Annotated in this window: 15 protein-coding genes and 1 tRNA gene; 2 read left to right on the top strand and 14 right to left on the bottom strand. The window is 41.5% G+C overall.

Annotation, left to right across the window (positions count from 1 at the left end):
• Positions 1-38 precede the first annotated feature (38 nt).
• Both yhbH and IRB79_RS07395 read right to left on the bottom strand, forming a co-directional pair.
• Positions 39-1,211, bottom strand: coding sequence for a sporulation protein YhbH (yhbH, locus tag IRB79_RS07400; protein ID WP_243507764.1), 1,173 nt, complete (start codon positions 1,209-1,211; stop codon positions 39-41).
• Positions 1,212-1,515: 304 nt separating this feature from the next.
• Positions 1,516-1,701 carry a hypothetical protein gene (locus IRB79_RS07395; protein WP_243507762.1) on the bottom strand — a complete coding sequence of 62 codons (186 nt, stop codon included), beginning with the start codon at positions 1,699-1,701 and terminating at the stop codon, positions 1,516-1,518.
• Between the two features lie 116 nt (positions 1,702-1,817).
• Between IRB79_RS07395 and IRB79_RS07390 the strand changes: the two genes are divergently transcribed.
• Positions 1,818-1,955 (top strand): hypothetical protein, encoded by a 138-nt coding sequence (locus IRB79_RS07390; protein WP_243507760.1) that lies wholly within the window; start codon positions 1,818-1,820, stop codon positions 1,953-1,955.
• A gap of 124 nt (positions 1,956-2,079) precedes the next feature.
• On the opposite strand, the gene IRB79_RS07385 is transcribed toward IRB79_RS07390, so the two are convergent.
• The 5 genes from IRB79_RS07385 to queG form a co-directional block, all read right to left on the bottom strand.
• Positions 2,080-3,975 carry a PrkA family serine protein kinase gene (locus IRB79_RS07385; RefSeq protein WP_061793527.1) on the bottom strand — a complete coding sequence of 632 codons (1,896 nt, stop codon included), beginning with the start codon at positions 3,973-3,975 and terminating at the stop codon, positions 2,080-2,082.
• Positions 3,976-4,391: 416 nt separating this feature from the next.
• Positions 4,392-5,141 carry an oxygen-insensitive NADPH nitroreductase gene (gene nfsA, locus IRB79_RS07380; RefSeq protein WP_243507758.1) on the bottom strand — a complete coding sequence of 250 codons (750 nt, stop codon included), beginning with the start codon at positions 5,139-5,141 and terminating at the stop codon, positions 4,392-4,394.
• 97 nt (positions 5,142-5,238) lie between these two features.
• Positions 5,239-5,712, bottom strand: coding sequence for a tRNA (uridine(34)/cytosine(34)/5-carboxymethylaminomethyluridine(34)-2'-O)-methyltransferase TrmL (gene trmL / locus IRB79_RS07375; RefSeq protein WP_243507756.1), 474 nt, complete (start codon positions 5,710-5,712; stop codon positions 5,239-5,241).
• 62 nt (positions 5,713-5,774) lie between these two features.
• Complete coding sequence (locus IRB79_RS07370; protein ID WP_243507754.1) at positions 5,775-6,653, bottom strand: amidase domain-containing protein; 879 nt, start codon at positions 6,651-6,653, stop codon at positions 5,775-5,777.
• Positions 6,654-6,794: 141 nt separating this feature from the next.
• Complete coding sequence (queG, locus tag IRB79_RS07365; protein WP_243507752.1) at positions 6,795-7,928, bottom strand: tRNA epoxyqueuosine(34) reductase QueG; 1,134 nt, start codon at positions 7,926-7,928, stop codon at positions 6,795-6,797.
• A gap of 108 nt (positions 7,929-8,036) precedes the next feature.
• Here queG and IRB79_RS07360 point away from each other — a divergent pair, with 108 nt between their 5' ends.
• On the top strand, positions 8,037-8,705 hold the full coding sequence (locus IRB79_RS07360; RefSeq protein ID WP_243507750.1) for a B3/B4 domain-containing protein: 669 nt from the start codon (positions 8,037-8,039) through the stop codon (positions 8,703-8,705).
• A 124-nt stretch (positions 8,706-8,829) separates the two neighbouring features.
• On the opposite strand, the gene IRB79_RS07355 is transcribed toward IRB79_RS07360, so the two are convergent.
• From IRB79_RS07355 to IRB79_RS07325, 7 genes are all read right to left on the bottom strand, one after another.
• Positions 8,830-8,903: transfer RNA gene (locus tag IRB79_RS07355), tRNA-Gly, on the bottom strand.
• A 192-nt stretch (positions 8,904-9,095) separates the two neighbouring features.
• The gene (locus IRB79_RS07350; protein WP_243507747.1) at positions 9,096-10,064 is read right to left on the bottom strand and encodes a sugar phosphate isomerase/epimerase family protein; all 969 of its coding nucleotides are present in this window, start codon (positions 10,062-10,064) and stop codon (positions 9,096-9,098) included.
• 18 nt (positions 10,065-10,082) lie between these two features.
• The gene (locus tag IRB79_RS07345) at positions 10,083-11,120 is read right to left on the bottom strand and encodes a Gfo/Idh/MocA family protein (protein ID WP_243507746.1); all 1,038 of its coding nucleotides are present in this window, start codon (positions 11,118-11,120) and stop codon (positions 10,083-10,085) included.
• Positions 11,121-11,129: 9 nt separating this feature from the next.
• Entirely contained in the window at positions 11,130-12,158 is a 1,029-nt protein-coding gene (locus tag IRB79_RS07340; RefSeq protein WP_243507744.1) for a Gfo/Idh/MocA family protein, read from the bottom strand.
• 1 nt (position 12,159) lies between these two features.
• Positions 12,160-12,900 carry a ThuA domain-containing protein gene (locus IRB79_RS07335; RefSeq protein ID WP_243507742.1) on the bottom strand — a complete coding sequence of 247 codons (741 nt, stop codon included), beginning with the start codon at positions 12,898-12,900 and terminating at the stop codon, positions 12,160-12,162.
• Between the two features lie 16 nt (positions 12,901-12,916).
• On the bottom strand, positions 12,917-13,645 hold the full coding sequence (locus IRB79_RS07330) for a response regulator transcription factor (protein ID WP_243507740.1): 729 nt from the start codon (positions 13,643-13,645) through the stop codon (positions 12,917-12,919).
• Between the two features lies 1 nt (position 13,646).
• On the bottom strand, positions 13,647-15,428 hold the full coding sequence (locus IRB79_RS07325; RefSeq protein WP_243507738.1) for a sensor histidine kinase: 1,782 nt from the start codon (positions 15,426-15,428) through the stop codon (positions 13,647-13,649).
• Positions 15,429-15,520 lie beyond the last annotated feature (92 nt).

The raw sequence follows: 15,520 nt of genomic DNA, 5'->3' as shown, positions 1-15,520 counted from the left end.
GTCTTTTTTTCGGAATAAAAAAGAGAGGTTCCCCTCTCTTAAGCGTACTTCTTCTTATCTTCCTCCTGTTTGAAGAAACTCTTCATCGCATGGAATACATCTGCTTTTTGCTTAAGGATATAATAGCGGAAATCCTCATTTTTAATATTTTTATAGGCTGACATCAGGGTCGAGTGGCGGTTATACTGGTTTACTTCACCGTATCCGAACATATTGGACACCTTCATCAGGTCTTCCACTAGCTTAACACAGCGGGCGTTGTCAGAGGTCAGGTTATCACCGTCTGAGAAGTGAAAAGGGTAAATATTATATTTGTGCGGGTCGTATTTGACATCAATCAGTTCAAGTGCTTTACGATAGGCAGATGAACAAATGGTTCCCCCGCTTTCTCCTTTTGAGAAAAAGTCCTCTTCTGAGACCACCTTTGCTTCAGTATGATGGGCAATAAATTCTATCTCGACTGTCTCATATTTGGTTCTCAGAAACCGCGTCATCCAGAAGAAAAAGCTTCTGGCCATATACTTTTCCCAGATCCCCATCGAGCCGCTCGTATCCATCATCGCAAGCACAACAGCCTTTGAATCAGGCTTTACAATTTCATTCCAGGTCTTAAACTTCAAATCTTCCTTATAAATTGGGTGGAACGCTGCTTTTCCACTCATTGCATTGCGCTTAAATGCCGACATCATGGTGCGTTTCTTATCAATATTGCCCATTAATCCAGTCTTTCTGATATCATTAAATTCAATGTCCTCTACCAGGTTTTCATCCTGCTCTTTTCTTTTTAAATTAGGCAATTCCAATTGTTTAAATAATGCTTCTTCAATTTCCATCAGTGATACTTCAGCTTCAAAATAATCCTCGCCTGCCTGGTCGCCTGCCCCTTGCCCCTTTCCGGGTCCTTTCTGGCTGCCGGATCCATCACGTGCCACTACATCTCCAATCTGGCTATCTCCATCGCCTTGGCCGACATGTTTGTTTTTATCATAGTTATAACGGATTTTGTATTCATCCAATGAGCGAATCGGAATTTTCACTACTTCCCGCCCATTCGACATTACAATGTTTTCTTCCGTTATCAAATCAGGCAAATTGTTGCGGATTGCTTCCTGGACTTTATCCTGATGACGCTGCTGGTCATCATAGCCTTTGCGATGGAGGGACCAATCTTCTTGGGAAATCACAAACTGATGGTTATTGACATTCGTCATGTTAACCCCTCCTTTTAAATTAAATTTCACACATTACAGCTTTCCAACATACAATATCTCGAGTGTCAAAAAAAGATGAAACATCCCCAATTCAGCAGTCTGCCTTCTTTTCATAGACTCATTTCCCGGCAGCAAATTTGTTATTAATGCACCAATACAAAGAAATGTTTATTACTCTATCATATGCGAGAAGACAAAATAATTTACAAATAATTTTGACAATAAGACATTCGCAGCATCTTTTGGACAAGCCCATTTTTTAATATGGGGATTTGCCTCATTAAACAAAAATAAACCTCCGCGTTTAGCGAAGGTTCTTGTCCTTGTTTTTATTCTGAATGGGATCGGGATATTTATCATAATCCTCTTTTAATTCTTTATTGGTCCGCAAATTTTCCATTTGCTTGCCCAGATTTTCCATTTCTTCAATATTCTCTGCCATTGAGCTGTTTCTCGGTGTATAATTCTTATCTAATTCTTTCTTTTTCATGAATATCACCTCTGATGTATTTATACCCCTAATTGGGCTTATCTAAACTTTTAGGCAGGTTCTGCTGCATAAATATGGCCAAGCGAAAATAGGATTATACTAAAGGGGGGATTTTTATGAGCGAAATCCTTTGCTGCGGCTGGTGCGGTGAATTATCACTGTATGATCGGACGGTTTATCTTGAAAACAAGCCAATTTGTCCTGAATGTCAGAAAAAAGAGAAAGAAGCTGTACTTAAAATAGAGAAAAATTGATGAAGAGGCTTTCGGAGCCTCTTTTTTATATGGGGTATTTTTCATTAAATCTATCAATTACACCACTGTTTTTTCTTTTTCATCCTAAAAATAAGCCTGGCAGAACTCTGCCAGGCCCTTCTTTTTATCGATTCAGCAAGCTTCCCACATAGCGGAGCAGTTCGTTTGCTGATGTTGAGTTATAGCCATGTTCGTCAATTAATCTTGCTACAACCTCATTCACCTTCTTCAGCTGCTGCTCATCAGGCGTTTTTGAAGATGTGGTGATCTTTACGACATCTTTCAGGTCAGCGAAAAGCTTCTTCTGGATAGCTTCACGCAGACGGTCATGCGAATTATAGTCAAAGCGCTTGCCTTTTCTTGCGTAAGCTGAGATGCGTATGAGGATTTCCTCCCTGAATGCTTTCTTCGCATTCTCGGAGATGCCAATCTGCTCTTCGATTGAGCGCATCAGCTTTTCATCCGGACTGATTTCCTCACCCGTTAATGGGTCGCGCAGCTTCGCTTTATTGCAGTATGCTTCAACATTATCAAGATAGTTTTCCATAAGCGTTTTCGCAGATTCTTCATAAGAGTAAACAAATGCCTTTTGAACTTCTTTCTTCGCAATATCATCATACTCCTTGCGGGCCAGAGAAATAAAGTTCAGGTATCTTTCTTTCAGTTCTGGAGTAATGGATGGATGCTGATCCAAACCTTCTTTAAGCGACCGCAATACATCCAGCGCATTGATGCTTGTGATATTTTTGCGGATGATTGTAGAAGAGATCCTGTTGATGACATAGCGCGGGTCAATACCGCTCATGCCTTCATCTGCATGCTCTTTTTTCAATTCTTCCACATCAGCTCTGTTATAGCCTTCAACGCTCTCTCCATCATACAAACGCATTTTCTTAACTAAATCAATATCGCCTTTTTTCGGATCTTTCATGCGGGTTAGAATCGTAAACATCGCTGCAACCCTCAAAGTATGCGGTGCAATATGCACGTTGGAAACATCGCTTTCACGAATCATTTTATCGTAAATCTTCTCTTCCTCTGAAACCTTTAAATTATATGGGATTGGCATAACAATTATCCTGGAATGCAAAGCTTCATTCTTTTTATTGGAAATGAATGAACGATACTCTGTTTCATTCGTGTGAGCGACAATTAGCTCATCTGCCGAAATCAGAGCGAAGCGTCCAGCTTTAAAGTTGCCTTCCTGAGTCAGTGACAATAAATGCCATAAAAACTTCTCGTCGCACTTCAGCATTTCCTGGAATTCCATCATACCGCGGTTTGCTTTATTTAGTTCTCCATCGAAACGATAGGCACGAGGATCTGACTCCGAACCATATTCAGCAATGGTTGAAAAGTCAATGCTTCCAGTCAGATCGGCAATATCCTGTGATTTTGGATCTGAAGGGCTGAAAGTTCCAATACCTACCCTTCGATCTTCCGAGAAAATGATCCTTTCAATCAAAACATCCTCAATGCGGCCGCCATATTCCTGCTCAAGACGCATGCTATTCAGTGGCGATAAATTTCCTTCAATTCTAATTCCATATTCGTCATAGAAATCCTTTCGGAGATGGTGCGGGATTAAATGAAGCGGATCTTCATGCATCGGGCAACCCTTAATAGCATAGACCGCTCCCCTATCAGAATGAGAATATTGTTCCAAACCTCTTTTTAGCATCGTCACTAATGTTGATTTACCGCCGCTGACCGGTCCCATTAATAAAAGGATCCTTTTGCGGACATCAAGGCGTTTGGCTGCCGGATGGAAATACTCTTCCACTAACCTTTCCAAAGCTTCTTCTAATCCAAAGAGCTGATTGCTGAAAAACTGATATCTTTTTTGCCCCTTCACTTCTTCCACACCGGCATCTTTAATCATGCTATATACCCGTGAATGTGCTGACTGGGCAACCCATGGCTTCTCTTTAATAATTTCTAAATACTCTCCAAAAGTCCCTTCCCATTTAAGCTTTTCCTCTTCGTGTCTGTACATCTCAATTTTTTTTAGAATATCCATAAGGACCTCCCCCTGTCGCATTATCAGAGACGATTAATATACTCTATGCGCCCCGGCAATCGAACATGCGTAAACTATTGAGAGTTTGGTTTGTACTTTTTACGGGGATTAATTATAAGGAACACTTTGCTGCGCGATCTAACTGTAAAAAAAACTCCATACTTTTCATTCACAGTTATTCATTTTTGGGCTATAATAAGCTTATATTTACATGCTTGCCTATCGATATACCGCTAAAGGAGGATTACATATACATGGGTACAATTATTATTATCGGTGTAATGGTTGCTTTCCTTGCTGCTATTTTCACTGCTGGTTATGATGACAAGCCAGGCGTAAGCAAAAAATAAGCTGCTGATCAATTCAGCAGCTTTTTTCTTATTTGAAGCACAGACTCTTGGTGTCCCAATATACCCCTACCTTAAATCCATCTTTTTCTTCTGTACAAAATCCTTCATATACATTCGTGTCTGCTTTTCGAGCATGCCGGCGATTTGACCAGTCCACGTGTCATTCCGCTTTCCGCCCGTACGCTCATTATAGTACTCGGAAATGATGTTATTATACACTTCCAGCTCTTCGCGGTAGGCAGTTTCATCCTGATTATATTCATTTTCATGGTATATGTGCTGAAGAGGCAGCCTCGGCTTTTTATCGTTCTTTTTGGAAGGGTAGCCAACAGCCAGTCCAAACAAAGGAATCACGCGATTCGGGGTTTTTAAAAGCTCAGCTACCCCTTCAAGATTGTTTCTTATTCCGCCAATATAGCAGATTCCCAATCCCAGCGATTCAGCAGCAACTGCAGCATTCTGGGCAGCCAATGCTGCATCAATGACAGCCACCATAAATTTCTCTGTGCTTTCAATGGAAGGAATTACATTGATGTTTTCCATTTGTCCCATGACTTCATGACGATGCAAATCAGCACAAAACACGAAAAAATGTCCATTTTCTGCTACATAATTCTGATTGCCTGCAAATTCAGCAAGTTTCGCTTTCTTCACTTTATCGGTAAGACCGATTATTGAATACGCTTGAACAAAACTTGAGGTGGACGCGGCTTGAGCAGAAAGTACAATCGTTTCTATCTGCTCGCGGGAAAGAGGCTTGTCCTCAAAGTGGCGCACGGAGCGATGGTCCATCAGCAAATTGGTAACTTCATTCATCACATCTCATCCTTTCCATATGTACTTTTTCATTTTACCCAGAAAGGAAAGTTTTCTCCAAAGGAAAAGGCCCGAAAAATATCAGGCCTTCTGTTTCCTATTTTAAATGCAAGTAATCCTGCTGCCGAAGTGCTTCATAAACAAGAATGGCTGCACTGTTGGATAAATTAAGCGAACGGACTTTATCGTTCATTGGAATCCTTAATGCGCGCTCTATGTTGCTTTCAATAATATCCTTCGGAAGGCCCGTCGTTTCTTTGCCGAATATAAAATAATAATCCTTCCCGACATTGCTGTAATCGAAAGCGGAATGCGGCTTGGCGCCATACTTCGTTAAGTAGAAATATTCACCGCCTTCACTGCTATTAAAGAAATCGTCCAATGATTCATGATAAACAATATTAACAAATTGCCAATAATCCAAGCCTGCACGCTTCAGCATTTTATCTTCCGTCGAGAAGCCAAGCGGCCGGACCAGATGCAATGTCGTATCAGTAGCCGCGCAAGTACGTGCTATATTACCAGTGTTGGCCGGAATTTCCGGCTGATATAATACTACATGCAATCCCACTTTTTTCACCTCTAAATTAAATCTGCATGTGTTATTATATCACTTTGAAATCACCATACAAATTACTGGTCATCGGCTATAGTCAAAAATTTATATTTAATATTGGGTGTATAGGCTGTTGAATCTTCATAAGCCCAATAGCGCATTCGGCTGTTATAAGTATGGGCATTGACCAGGGGCATACCGGAGGCATCTTTTCCCGTCACGATTGTTGTATGGTCAAATCGCCCGTCTCCCTGAAAATCATAGCAAATAACATCTCCAATTAAGAGCTGATCCGGACTGGAGACTTCCTCCGCTCTTAACCCCGAATTCGAACTCGGCAGATACCACCGCAATGAATTCGCTACTGTCCAGCTGTAGCTCCAATTCCCGCTTCTCATCCACCATCCTTTTCCGCGGTTAGGAAACCCTCTCATCGGTCCGCCGCCTACATGAAGACACTGGGAAATATAATTCGTGCAATCCACTTCAAATTTTTTATAAGCCGGATTATAGCTGTTCCACCATTTTTCTGCATACTGCACTGCCTTCATGCGGTCATACTCATACTCAAGCCTTTTTTCCTCTCCATATTCACGGTCTGGAGAGGCTTCATCTTTTTGAATTTCTTTAAAAGGGTTTTTCTCCCGATCCTCGACAAACACTCCTTTATAAAAGTCGGCTGTGCGCTCTTCAATTTCTTCTTCCATATAGAATACACCTTTTTGCTTAATTAAATATTTAAAATGAACTTTGTATTCAACCTGCTTCACATCATCCTTCTCCCTGCCGACCGTGATCACTTTTCCGGTTGCCTGGGCCTTAACAATCTCACCGGACCGGCCGGAAAGAGATTCTTTCTTCTTTTCAATCTTAGGGCAGGTATGAATTGAACTTCTTGAATGGGAAACGCACTGCTGCACTCTTTTTATTAACAGCTCCTGAAGCTGGTCCCTCACGCATCTCACTCCTCTCCTATTCAATACATATGAGAGGAAGCAGAGGACTTTGCTTAATTTTTCGTGCAAAATAACAGTAAATCAGCCGGGCCTACTAGTTTCTCTATGTGTCCATAAAAAAAGAGGGAGATTACTCCCTCATCATTGTTCAATAAAACTTAAACCTTTTTCAATCTCAGCAATGACCTCTCCGTCTTTTTCCTGCTGCAAAGCCTGTTCCAGGGCAGCCAGTGATTCCTCACCGCCAATTTTCCCGAGTGCCCATGCAGCCGTTCCACGGATCACCGGCCGAGGATCTTCTGTCATGACTTTAATCAGATCTTCTACAGCTGTTTCGTCTTTGTAGTGAGCCAAGGCGATAATGGCATTTCGCTGGATCGGTTTCTTCCCTCTCCAGGAGCCTGAAACCGGGCCATACTTTTCTTTAAATTCACGGTTGCTGATAAATAGAAGCGGCCTTAAAAGAGGCTTTGCCACTTCAGGATCCGGCTCCATTTCTTCGTGCAGATGAAAATCCTTGCCTTTATTTTCAGGGCATACGGTTTGACAGGTATCGCATCCATAAAGTCTGTTCCCAAGTTTTTCTCTAAACGGCTCTGCAAGAAAGCCTTTTGTCTGCGTCAGAAACGCTATGCATTTCTGTGCATCAAGCTGACCTCCCTGTATTAAAGCTCCAGTAGGACAGACGTCAACACATTTATTACAGCTTCCGCATCCGTCTTCCATTGGTTTATCCGGCTCAAAAGGCAGATTCGTTATCATTTCTCCGAGATAGACATACGATCCGAATTCCGGTGTGATGATGGAACAGTTTTTTCCGCTCCAGCCAATTCCGGCACGCTGTGCTACGGCCCGATCCACCAGCTCACCTGTATCCACCATGGATTTGCATATCGCCTCAGGAATTCTTGATTGAATGAATTCTTCAAGCTTCTGAAGACGTTCCCTCAGGATATGATGATAGTCTTTCCCCCATGAAGCGCGGCAGAAAATTCCTCTTCTTTCACCTCTTTTGCTGACAACTCTGACCTTCATTTTTGAAGGATAAGCAACAGCAATTGAGATAATGGACCTGGGCATGTCCATTAGCAGGCTGGGACTCACCCTCTTCTCAATATCAGGCTCTTCAAATCCTGATTGATATTGAAGTTCCTGCTGGCGAATCAGTCTATTTTTCATCTCATCAAAAGTGCTGGCTGCTGTAAAACCGATTTTATCTATGCCAATTGTTTTGCTGTATTCAATCACTTCCTGCTGAAAAAGGGCAAAATTCATTGTGTAACCTCCTTTCATGGAAAATTATATTTATATGAAAGTATTTAATTTATTGAATCACCGCTTATTATGATAAACTATTTTAAAGTAATTTTGGAGGTGGAAAGCTTGGAAATTATGATTGATCCCGAGTTGTGCAGGTTATTTCCCCAATTTAAAATTGGATTCATTACATATAAAAATATCGAAGTCGGGCAATCTCCTCAAATGGTAAAGGGCAGACTCCAATTATTTCAGGAATCTATTTATTTTGACTTAGAGGACAAGAGTGTTACAGAATTTGAAGGGATCAGAGAATGGAGACAGATTTTCAAAACAGCAGGCAAGGATCCAAATCGCTACCGCCACTCTGCAGAAGCACTATACAGAAGAATTAAAAAACAAAATTATCTGCAGCCGGTCAACAGCTCCATAGATATTAACAACTTCTTTTCCCTGGAATATCAAATACCGATTGGCGTGTATGACGCCGATAAGCTTTCAGGCAATCTGACTATCAGGTTAGGCAAAGAAGGCGAAGAATATAACGGTTTAAACGGAAGACCCAATTCGCTTGCCAATTTAATTATTAGTGAAGATGCGGCAGGGCCATTTGGCAGTCCGTTTGTCGACTCTGAAAGGACAGCGGTGACGGAACAGACTAAAAATGCCGTTCAAATCATATATCTGCGCCCTTCTCTGGAAATGGAAAAGGCTGAAAAAATGGTTGAGTCATTAATGAACATGTACACTCAAGTTCATGGAGGAGAAGGAAACTTTAAGGTAATTGAATGTTAAATAAGTTTATAAAAAATCGAGTGGAATCTGCGGATGCCGCCCGATTTTTTTGCTTAATAGCCAAAGAAAATGAAAAAACGCAATACCTCGTTCTTTTTGAACGAAACACTGCGTTGGCTATGTATGGAGCGGGTGAAGGGAATCGAACCCTCATCATCAGCTTGGAAGGCTGAGGTTTTACCACTAAACTACACCCGCATTTGTGACTATATACTCAATCATTAAAGAAATTATGACTAAATCCTATGTCGATTTTTATCAACAGCAAAATAAACATTGTGTCGAATCAACTATTTAATAATACTAAATTCAGCCAGAATGGTCAACCTTTTTTGAGAAATTTGTCGAAAATACAGGAAAGGATTTAACATCCTCCCCTGCTAAATATGTTTACACCCACCACATTTCTGAAGGCTGCTCTTCGATTAAGATCGATTTAAGATTCCTTACTGCCCTTGTAAATCCTTCTTCTATAGACATAAGCGGATCTTCGTGCTCAATGCTGACAACGTAATCATACCCAAATGTACGCAAAGCGCTCATCATATCCGACCATTCCTGCAGGCTGTGTCCGCAACCTACTGACCTGAAGGTCCACGCCCTGGTCTGGACATTGCCATACGGCTGCATATCCGTTAAACCATACATATTAACATTTTCCTGGTCAATATAGGTATCTTTTGCATGAAAATGATGAATGGCATTTTCTTTTCCCAGAATCTTTATTGCTGCTACAGGGTCGATTCCCTGCCACCATAAATGGCTTGGGTCTAAATTGGCTCCAATGGCGTCAGAGGTTTCTTCCCTTAATTTTAGAAGTGTATAAGGAGTGTGCACAAGGAATCCGCCGTGAAGTTCAAGACCAATTTTCACATTATGGTCTTTTGCAAATTGTCCGGCTTTCTTCCAGTAAGGAATGAGTTTCTCCTCCCATTGCCATTTCAGCACTTCTCCATATTCATTCGGCCATGGCGCAACCGGCCAATTCGGATGCTTGGCCCCTTCCCCATCACCTGCAGTGCCGGAGAAACAGTTAACAACCGGAACATTCATTAAGCTGGCTAACTTAATCGTGTCATATAAAACGCGGTCCGATACCTCTGCAAATGCTATATCAGGTGAAATCGGATTGCCATGGCAGCTGAATGCGCTGATTTCAAGCCCTCTTGATAAAACCTTGTCCAGGTAATCATCCCGGAGTTCTTTACTTTCTAAAAGCTCGTGCAGGCAGCAGTGAGCGTTTCCGGGATATGCTCCCGTTCCGATTTCAACAGCCTTAAGCCCTGCAGCTTTCACATGATCAAGCATTTCTTCAAAATTTTTCTCAGCAAATAAAACGGTAAATACGCCGAGCTTCATCAAATCCCCTCCTGGCTTCTAAATTATTTCTCTTCTGCCCATTTCACTGCTTTTATAAATCGCATCAATAATTCTGGTTGTCTGCAGTGCTTCTTCCGCTTTAACTATAAATTCTTCCCTCCCCAAACAGCTCTCAATAAAGTTCCGTGCCTGACCTAAAGCATAGTCATCCTCCCCTGGCAGCCACTCTGAACGTGTATTAATCAGCATTCCATGTTTGGATTGATTCAAACTGAATGGGAATAAATCAATTCCTCCATCCTGTCCTGAAAGGCTGAGGCTTTCATCATCCCGTTCGATATTGGCCGACCATGAGGTTTCAAAAAGCAGGGATGCGCCATTCGCAAATTTTATGTAAGCTGTGACATGATCATCGACATTAAAGGATTGATGGTCAAAACTGCCCCATAGATTCACCTGCTCAGGCATTCTGCTCAATATATTGTAAGCAGTACCGGAAACCTCGGCTTCCTCCGGGTTTCCCAGAAGCCAAAGCGAGAGGTCAAGCAAGTGGCACCCGTAATCAATCAAACTTCCTCCGCCCTGAAGTTCCTTATTGGTGAAAACACCCCAGCTCGGCACCTTTCTTCTTCTCATCGCTCTTGCCCTGGCTGCAAATGGAAGGCCAATTTCACCTTCTGCAATGAGTTTTTTGGCAGCCTGAGCCTCTTTCATAAACCGGTAGTGATAAGCTATGGCCAAAACCTTTCCCGATCTGTCTCTGGCATCAATCATTTTCATGCATTCTTCTGCTCTCATGGCCATTGGCTTCTCACACAACACATGCAGCCCAGCCTCCATTGCAGCAACTGTAATCTCAGCGTGAAACTTATTCGGTGTACAAATAACCACGGCATCTGTTACACTGAATACTTCTTTATAATCTGTAAAAACGCTGCTAATTCCAAACTTCTTTGCAGCCAACTGTGCAGTATCCTCATTCACATCGCAAATAGCTGTTACAGAAGCACGATCCGATAATTTTAATAAAACGGGAATATGCCTGGACTGGGCGATTCCGCCAGCACCGATAATTCCTATCCGAAGTTTCTTCATTGATGCACCTCAATTAATTCTGACAATCTGCTTTGTTTCGCTTGACTCCAGCGCAGCAAGTATCACTTGGAGCGACTTCATTCCCTCAGAACCAGGAATCGCAGGCTCCTGTTCATTTAAGATACTTTCAACAAAATGGTCAATGACTTCTGAATTCTTTTGTCCTCCTTCTTCATTTGTCTGGATCCCGCCGAGTTCGTACTTTACTGTTTCACCGTTTACATACTGAACAACGAGAGAATGCACCGGATCATCCTCTAATCTCAAAATTGCCTTTTCTCCATAAATAATGGTGGAATTGTCTTCTTTTGAGACATAGGACCAGCTTGCAGCCAATGTTCCGATCACACCGCTTTCCGTTTTCAAAACGCATACCGCTGTATCATCGACATCAGCACCAATCTTGGCACTTGTCTCTACAAATGCTCCTACCTCAGCAAACTCTTCTCCCAGCAGATAACGCAGCAAGTCGGTCTTATGGACACCAAGGTCGCCCATGGCGCCAATAAAAGCCTGATCTTTTTTGAAGAACCAGCTTTCTTTGCCATCTGCACTCCATCCCTCTGGCCCACCGTGGCCAAAAGCCGTCCGGAAACTAAAGATTTTTCCCGCTTCACCTTTTGCAATCAATTCCTTTGCTTTTTTATGAGATGGAACAAAGCGCTGATTATGAGCAATCATTAACTTCTTTCCATTTTTAAGGGCTGCTTCAATCATGTCCTCTGCCTCTACCTTAGAGGTTGCCATTGGCTTTTCACATAAAACATGCTTGCCTGAGTTTAATGCTGCAACTGAAATGGGGGCATGCAGATTGTTCGGGGTACAGACACTCACAGCATCTATATCCGGATTAGCCAATAATTCTCTATAATCGGTGTACACCTTCGCCCCATACAAGCCGGCAAACACATTTGCACGCTCTTCATTAATATCACATACCGCTGCAATGACAGCCCCGCTGCTTGCATGATATTCAGGCATATGCCGATGCTTAGCTATACTTCCGCATCCAATAATCCCAATTTTGAGTTGTTTCATCTTAATTTTCCACTCCTTCTTGACTCACTCTGATTCTCTCCAACGGCTTTGCATTTCCATAGACCGGTACGGGAAGATCAGCTGGCTTTGCCCACTTAACAGCATTTTTAATAACCTGCTGAACATCCTTATGATAATAAGTTGGATACGTTTCATGTCCTGGGCGAAAATAAAAGATTTTCCCTTTTCCGCGCCTGTATGTACAGCCGCTCCGGAAAACTTCCCCGCCTTCAAACCAGCTCACCATTACAAGTTCATCCGGTGCAGGGATATCAAAATGTTCCCCATACATTTCTTCTTTTTCAAGTTCAATATATTCTCCTATTCCTTCTGCAATGGGATGGCTCGGATCTACAATCCAAATCCGTTCCTTTTCATCAGCTTCTCTCCACTTTAAATCACAGGATGTTCCCATCAATACTTTAAAGATCTTAGAGAAATGGCCGGAATGCAGGACAATCAGCCCCATTCCCTCCAGCACTCTTTGTTTTACTTTTTCAACGATTGCATCCTCAACTTCCCCATGCGCGAGATGTCCCCACCAGACCAAAACGTCTGTTTCCTGTAAAACAGCATCACTAAGTCCATGATGGGGCTCATCCAATGTAGCTGTCTTTACTTTATAATCTTCTTCATTTAAAAAATCTGCAATGGCACCGTGAATACCATCCGGATAGACAGTCCTTACCTTTGCATCCTTTTGTTCATGACGATTCTCATTCCAGACAAGCACGTTGATCATGATTTTCCTCCTTCTGTTAATTCATACTTCGATATTCATTAGGGGAAATCCCCTCTGTCTTTTTAAAGACTTTGCTAAAATACTTTTCATCCTGATAGCCGACCTGGAAAGCAATTTCATAGATTTTCAGTTTAGGGTTCTGCAGAAGCTCTTTTGCCTTGTTCATACGGACATTTGTTATAAAATCCGTTATGGTAGCCTGATATTCCTGTTTAAACTTTCTGGAAATGTACTCCCTGCTTAAATAAAATCTGTCTGCAATTTCCTGCAGGTTAATATCCTTGTTATAGCTTTCCAGCAAAAACTGTTCTATTTGCTGAATCACATTCATCTCCCCGTCATGCTCCTGCTGGCATTCCACTGGAGGACTTTGCTGTTTCCATTCATTTATGGCTTTCTCCAGGGTTTCATTCAATATTTCAGGATCAATAGGCTTCAAGATATAATCAAAGCTTTTATAACAGATGGCATTCCTCATATAGTCAAAATCATCATATCCGCTGACGACAATCGTCTTGCTGGATAGATCCGAAGAATGAATCCATTTTAAAAGGCTTATGCCATCTTTCTTTGGCATGCTCATATCAGTGAATATGATTTCCGGGCGATGCTCTTTAATCAGCTTTATGGCCTCATTTCCATCTACCGCCTCTATGATTGTGTCAATTCCAAAGCGGCTCCAATCCGCCAGAAGCATCAAGCCTTCCCTCACATGTTTTTCATCATCCACAATAATTGCTTTCATCTTATCCACCTTCCATCCTTTTTGGAAGTTTAATAGAAACAAGCAGCCCGCCTCGTTCAAGATTCTTAAGCTGCAGGTATGCCCGATTGCCATAATAGAGTTTTAACCGGGTGTAAACATTCTTCAGTCCGATATTCGTTAACTCACCCTTTTGCCCTATCCGATCATTCATCAAATGCAATCGTATTTCCTCCAGCCTGCTCTCAGAGACGCCTGTGCCATTATCCTCGATCAGAATATCCAGATAAAATTCATCCTGTCTGCAGGTTATACTAACCTCTCCAGTTTTTTCCCGCGCATCAAAGCCATGCTTAAAGTAATTTTCCACTATGGGCTGTAAGATCATTTTCGGCACCGGAAACCCAAAAGCTTCTTCATCAAGCTGAAAACGGAATTGAAGCTGATCACCAAACCGCTCTTTTTGCAGCAGGAGGTAGGCCTTGGTATGTTCAATCTCTCTTTGAAGAGGAACCATATCCTCCTCCATATTCATGCTGTAACGCATGATTTTAGAAAGGCGGGTAACTGACGAATAAATCTGCGGACCTTGATTTTTTAAGGCCGCTGTTCCAATCGATTGCAATGCGTTGTATAAAAAATGCGGATTGACCTGGGACTGCAGAACCTTTAGCTGATTAGTCTTGTTTTCAAGCTGAAGCTTATACTCCCGATTAATCAAATCATTAATTTTATCTATCATTTGTTTAAATCGATCACCGAGATAACCAATCTCATCATTGCCAAAAGATTGAAAACGGACATTAAGGTTTCCCTTTTCAACCTGGTCAATATATTTCAGCAGGATTCTGATTGGTGAAGTGATTCTAACAGATATAAATAGAGTGGCGAGAATAACCAGGATGAGTCCGATTACGCCAAACATGATATTTATTTTCGCTACGCTGAATGCACTTTCATATAAAGTGGTATATGGGACACGTTTAACAAGATACCAGCCGCCAGAATTTTGCGATAATTGATCGTATATCATAACGCCGTTGAATGAACCTTCTTTCCATTCAACCGTGCCATTTTCTTTATTTGTACTGATCACCCAATTGATCCAATCAGGCGTTTTAGTATCTTCATCAGTTGAATGGTAAATCAAATCACCTTCAGGAGATATTATATAGAATTCTTCATTATCCCCCGAATAAAGATTACGGCTGATATTGGTTATTTGATCTGGTGAGAACTCCAGTGAGATATATGCCAATACATCATCTGATGGAATATTGATTAAAGATCTGTGGAGCGTTATTACATTTTTAGGCTTTTTGTCCTCAGGCTCCTTTATCCTATGAATAGGCTCAAGATACATATTGCTTGGACTTTCTTTTGCTTTTACGTAAAATTCCTGATTGGCATTTGTCAGCTTCTTTGAAAAAATAACTGTAGAGCGCCTGGAAGCTGTTATAAGCCGATCTTCCTTTGCAACAGCAATGTTGACTCTTTTGATATTTTCTTCTGCATACAGTATGGTAGAAATCACATTTCTTACAGCCTCTACTGCCTGATAATTATTTTCCTTTTGGGGATCTTTTAAAAAGTTTATTAAACCTGGATTATTGTAAAGGGATAGTGTTAATCCGTCCAGCTCATTTATGTAACCCTCCAGGTTCACTTTTCCTTGATATAATAGATTGCTATTTTCCTTAATGGCCTGGTCTTTCAATGATTCCGCTGTATGATAATATGTGATGATTATAGACGCCCCAAATGGAACGATCGTGGCTACCATCAATAGAACAATCAGTTTATTCCTAATGCTCTTTTTGAACATTTACATCCCCCGCTGCTTTGTCTTTTACAATAGTATAAAGCGAACTTCCCTTTTTGGGGATGCCTTTTTGCTATGGGGTTTTGCATATTATA

The sequence above is a fragment of the Cytobacillus oceanisediminis genome, assembly GCF_022811925.1.
Taxonomy (GTDB): Bacteria; Bacillota; Bacilli; order Bacillales; family Cytobacillaceae; genus Cytobacillus; species Cytobacillus oceanisediminis_D.
Note: the sequence above shows the minus strand (reverse complement) of the source record. Positions and strands in the feature narration are given on the sequence as shown.

What these genes read in the sequence shown, in the direction of transcription:
- yhbH (WP_243507764.1), bottom strand. Translation starts at nt 1,211, where the DNA reads ATGACGAATGTCAATAACCATCAGTTTGTGATTTCCCAAGAAGATTGG.
- IRB79_RS07390 (WP_243507760.1), top strand. Translation starts at nt 1,818, where the DNA reads ATGAGCGAAATCCTTTGCTGCGGCTGGTGCGGTGAATTATCACTGTAT.
- IRB79_RS07395 (WP_243507762.1), bottom strand. Translation starts at nt 1,701, where the DNA reads ATGAAAAAGAAAGAATTAGATAAGAATTATACACCGAGAAACAGCTCA.
- IRB79_RS07340 (WP_243507744.1), bottom strand. Translation starts at nt 12,158, where the DNA reads ATGAAACAACTCAAAATTGGGATTATTGGATGCGGAAGTATAGCTAAG.
- nfsA (WP_243507758.1), bottom strand. Translation starts at nt 5,141, where the DNA reads ATGAATGAAGTTACCAATTTGCTGATGGACCATCGCTCCGTGCGCCAC.
- IRB79_RS07330 (WP_243507740.1), bottom strand. Translation starts at nt 13,645, where the DNA reads ATGAAAGCAATTATTGTGGATGATGAAAAACATGTGAGGGAAGGCTTG.
- queG (WP_243507752.1), bottom strand. Translation starts at nt 7,928, where the DNA reads ATGAATTTTGCCCTTTTTCAGCAGGAAGTGATTGAATACAGCAAAACA.
- IRB79_RS07385 (WP_061793527.1), bottom strand. Translation starts at nt 3,975, where the DNA reads ATGGATATTCTAAAAAAAATTGAGATGTACAGACACGAAGAGGAAAAG.
- IRB79_RS07325 (WP_243507738.1), bottom strand. Translation starts at nt 15,428, where the DNA reads ATGTTCAAAAAGAGCATTAGGAATAAACTGATTGTTCTATTGATGGTA.
- IRB79_RS07335 (WP_243507742.1), bottom strand. Translation starts at nt 12,900, where the DNA reads ATGATCAACGTGCTTGTCTGGAATGAGAATCGTCATGAACAAAAGGAT.
- IRB79_RS07345 (WP_243507746.1), bottom strand. Translation starts at nt 11,120, where the DNA reads ATGAAGAAACTTCGGATAGGAATTATCGGTGCTGGCGGAATCGCCCAG.
- IRB79_RS07350 (WP_243507747.1), bottom strand. Translation starts at nt 10,064, where the DNA reads ATGAAGCTCGGCGTATTTACCGTTTTATTTGCTGAGAAAAATTTTGAA.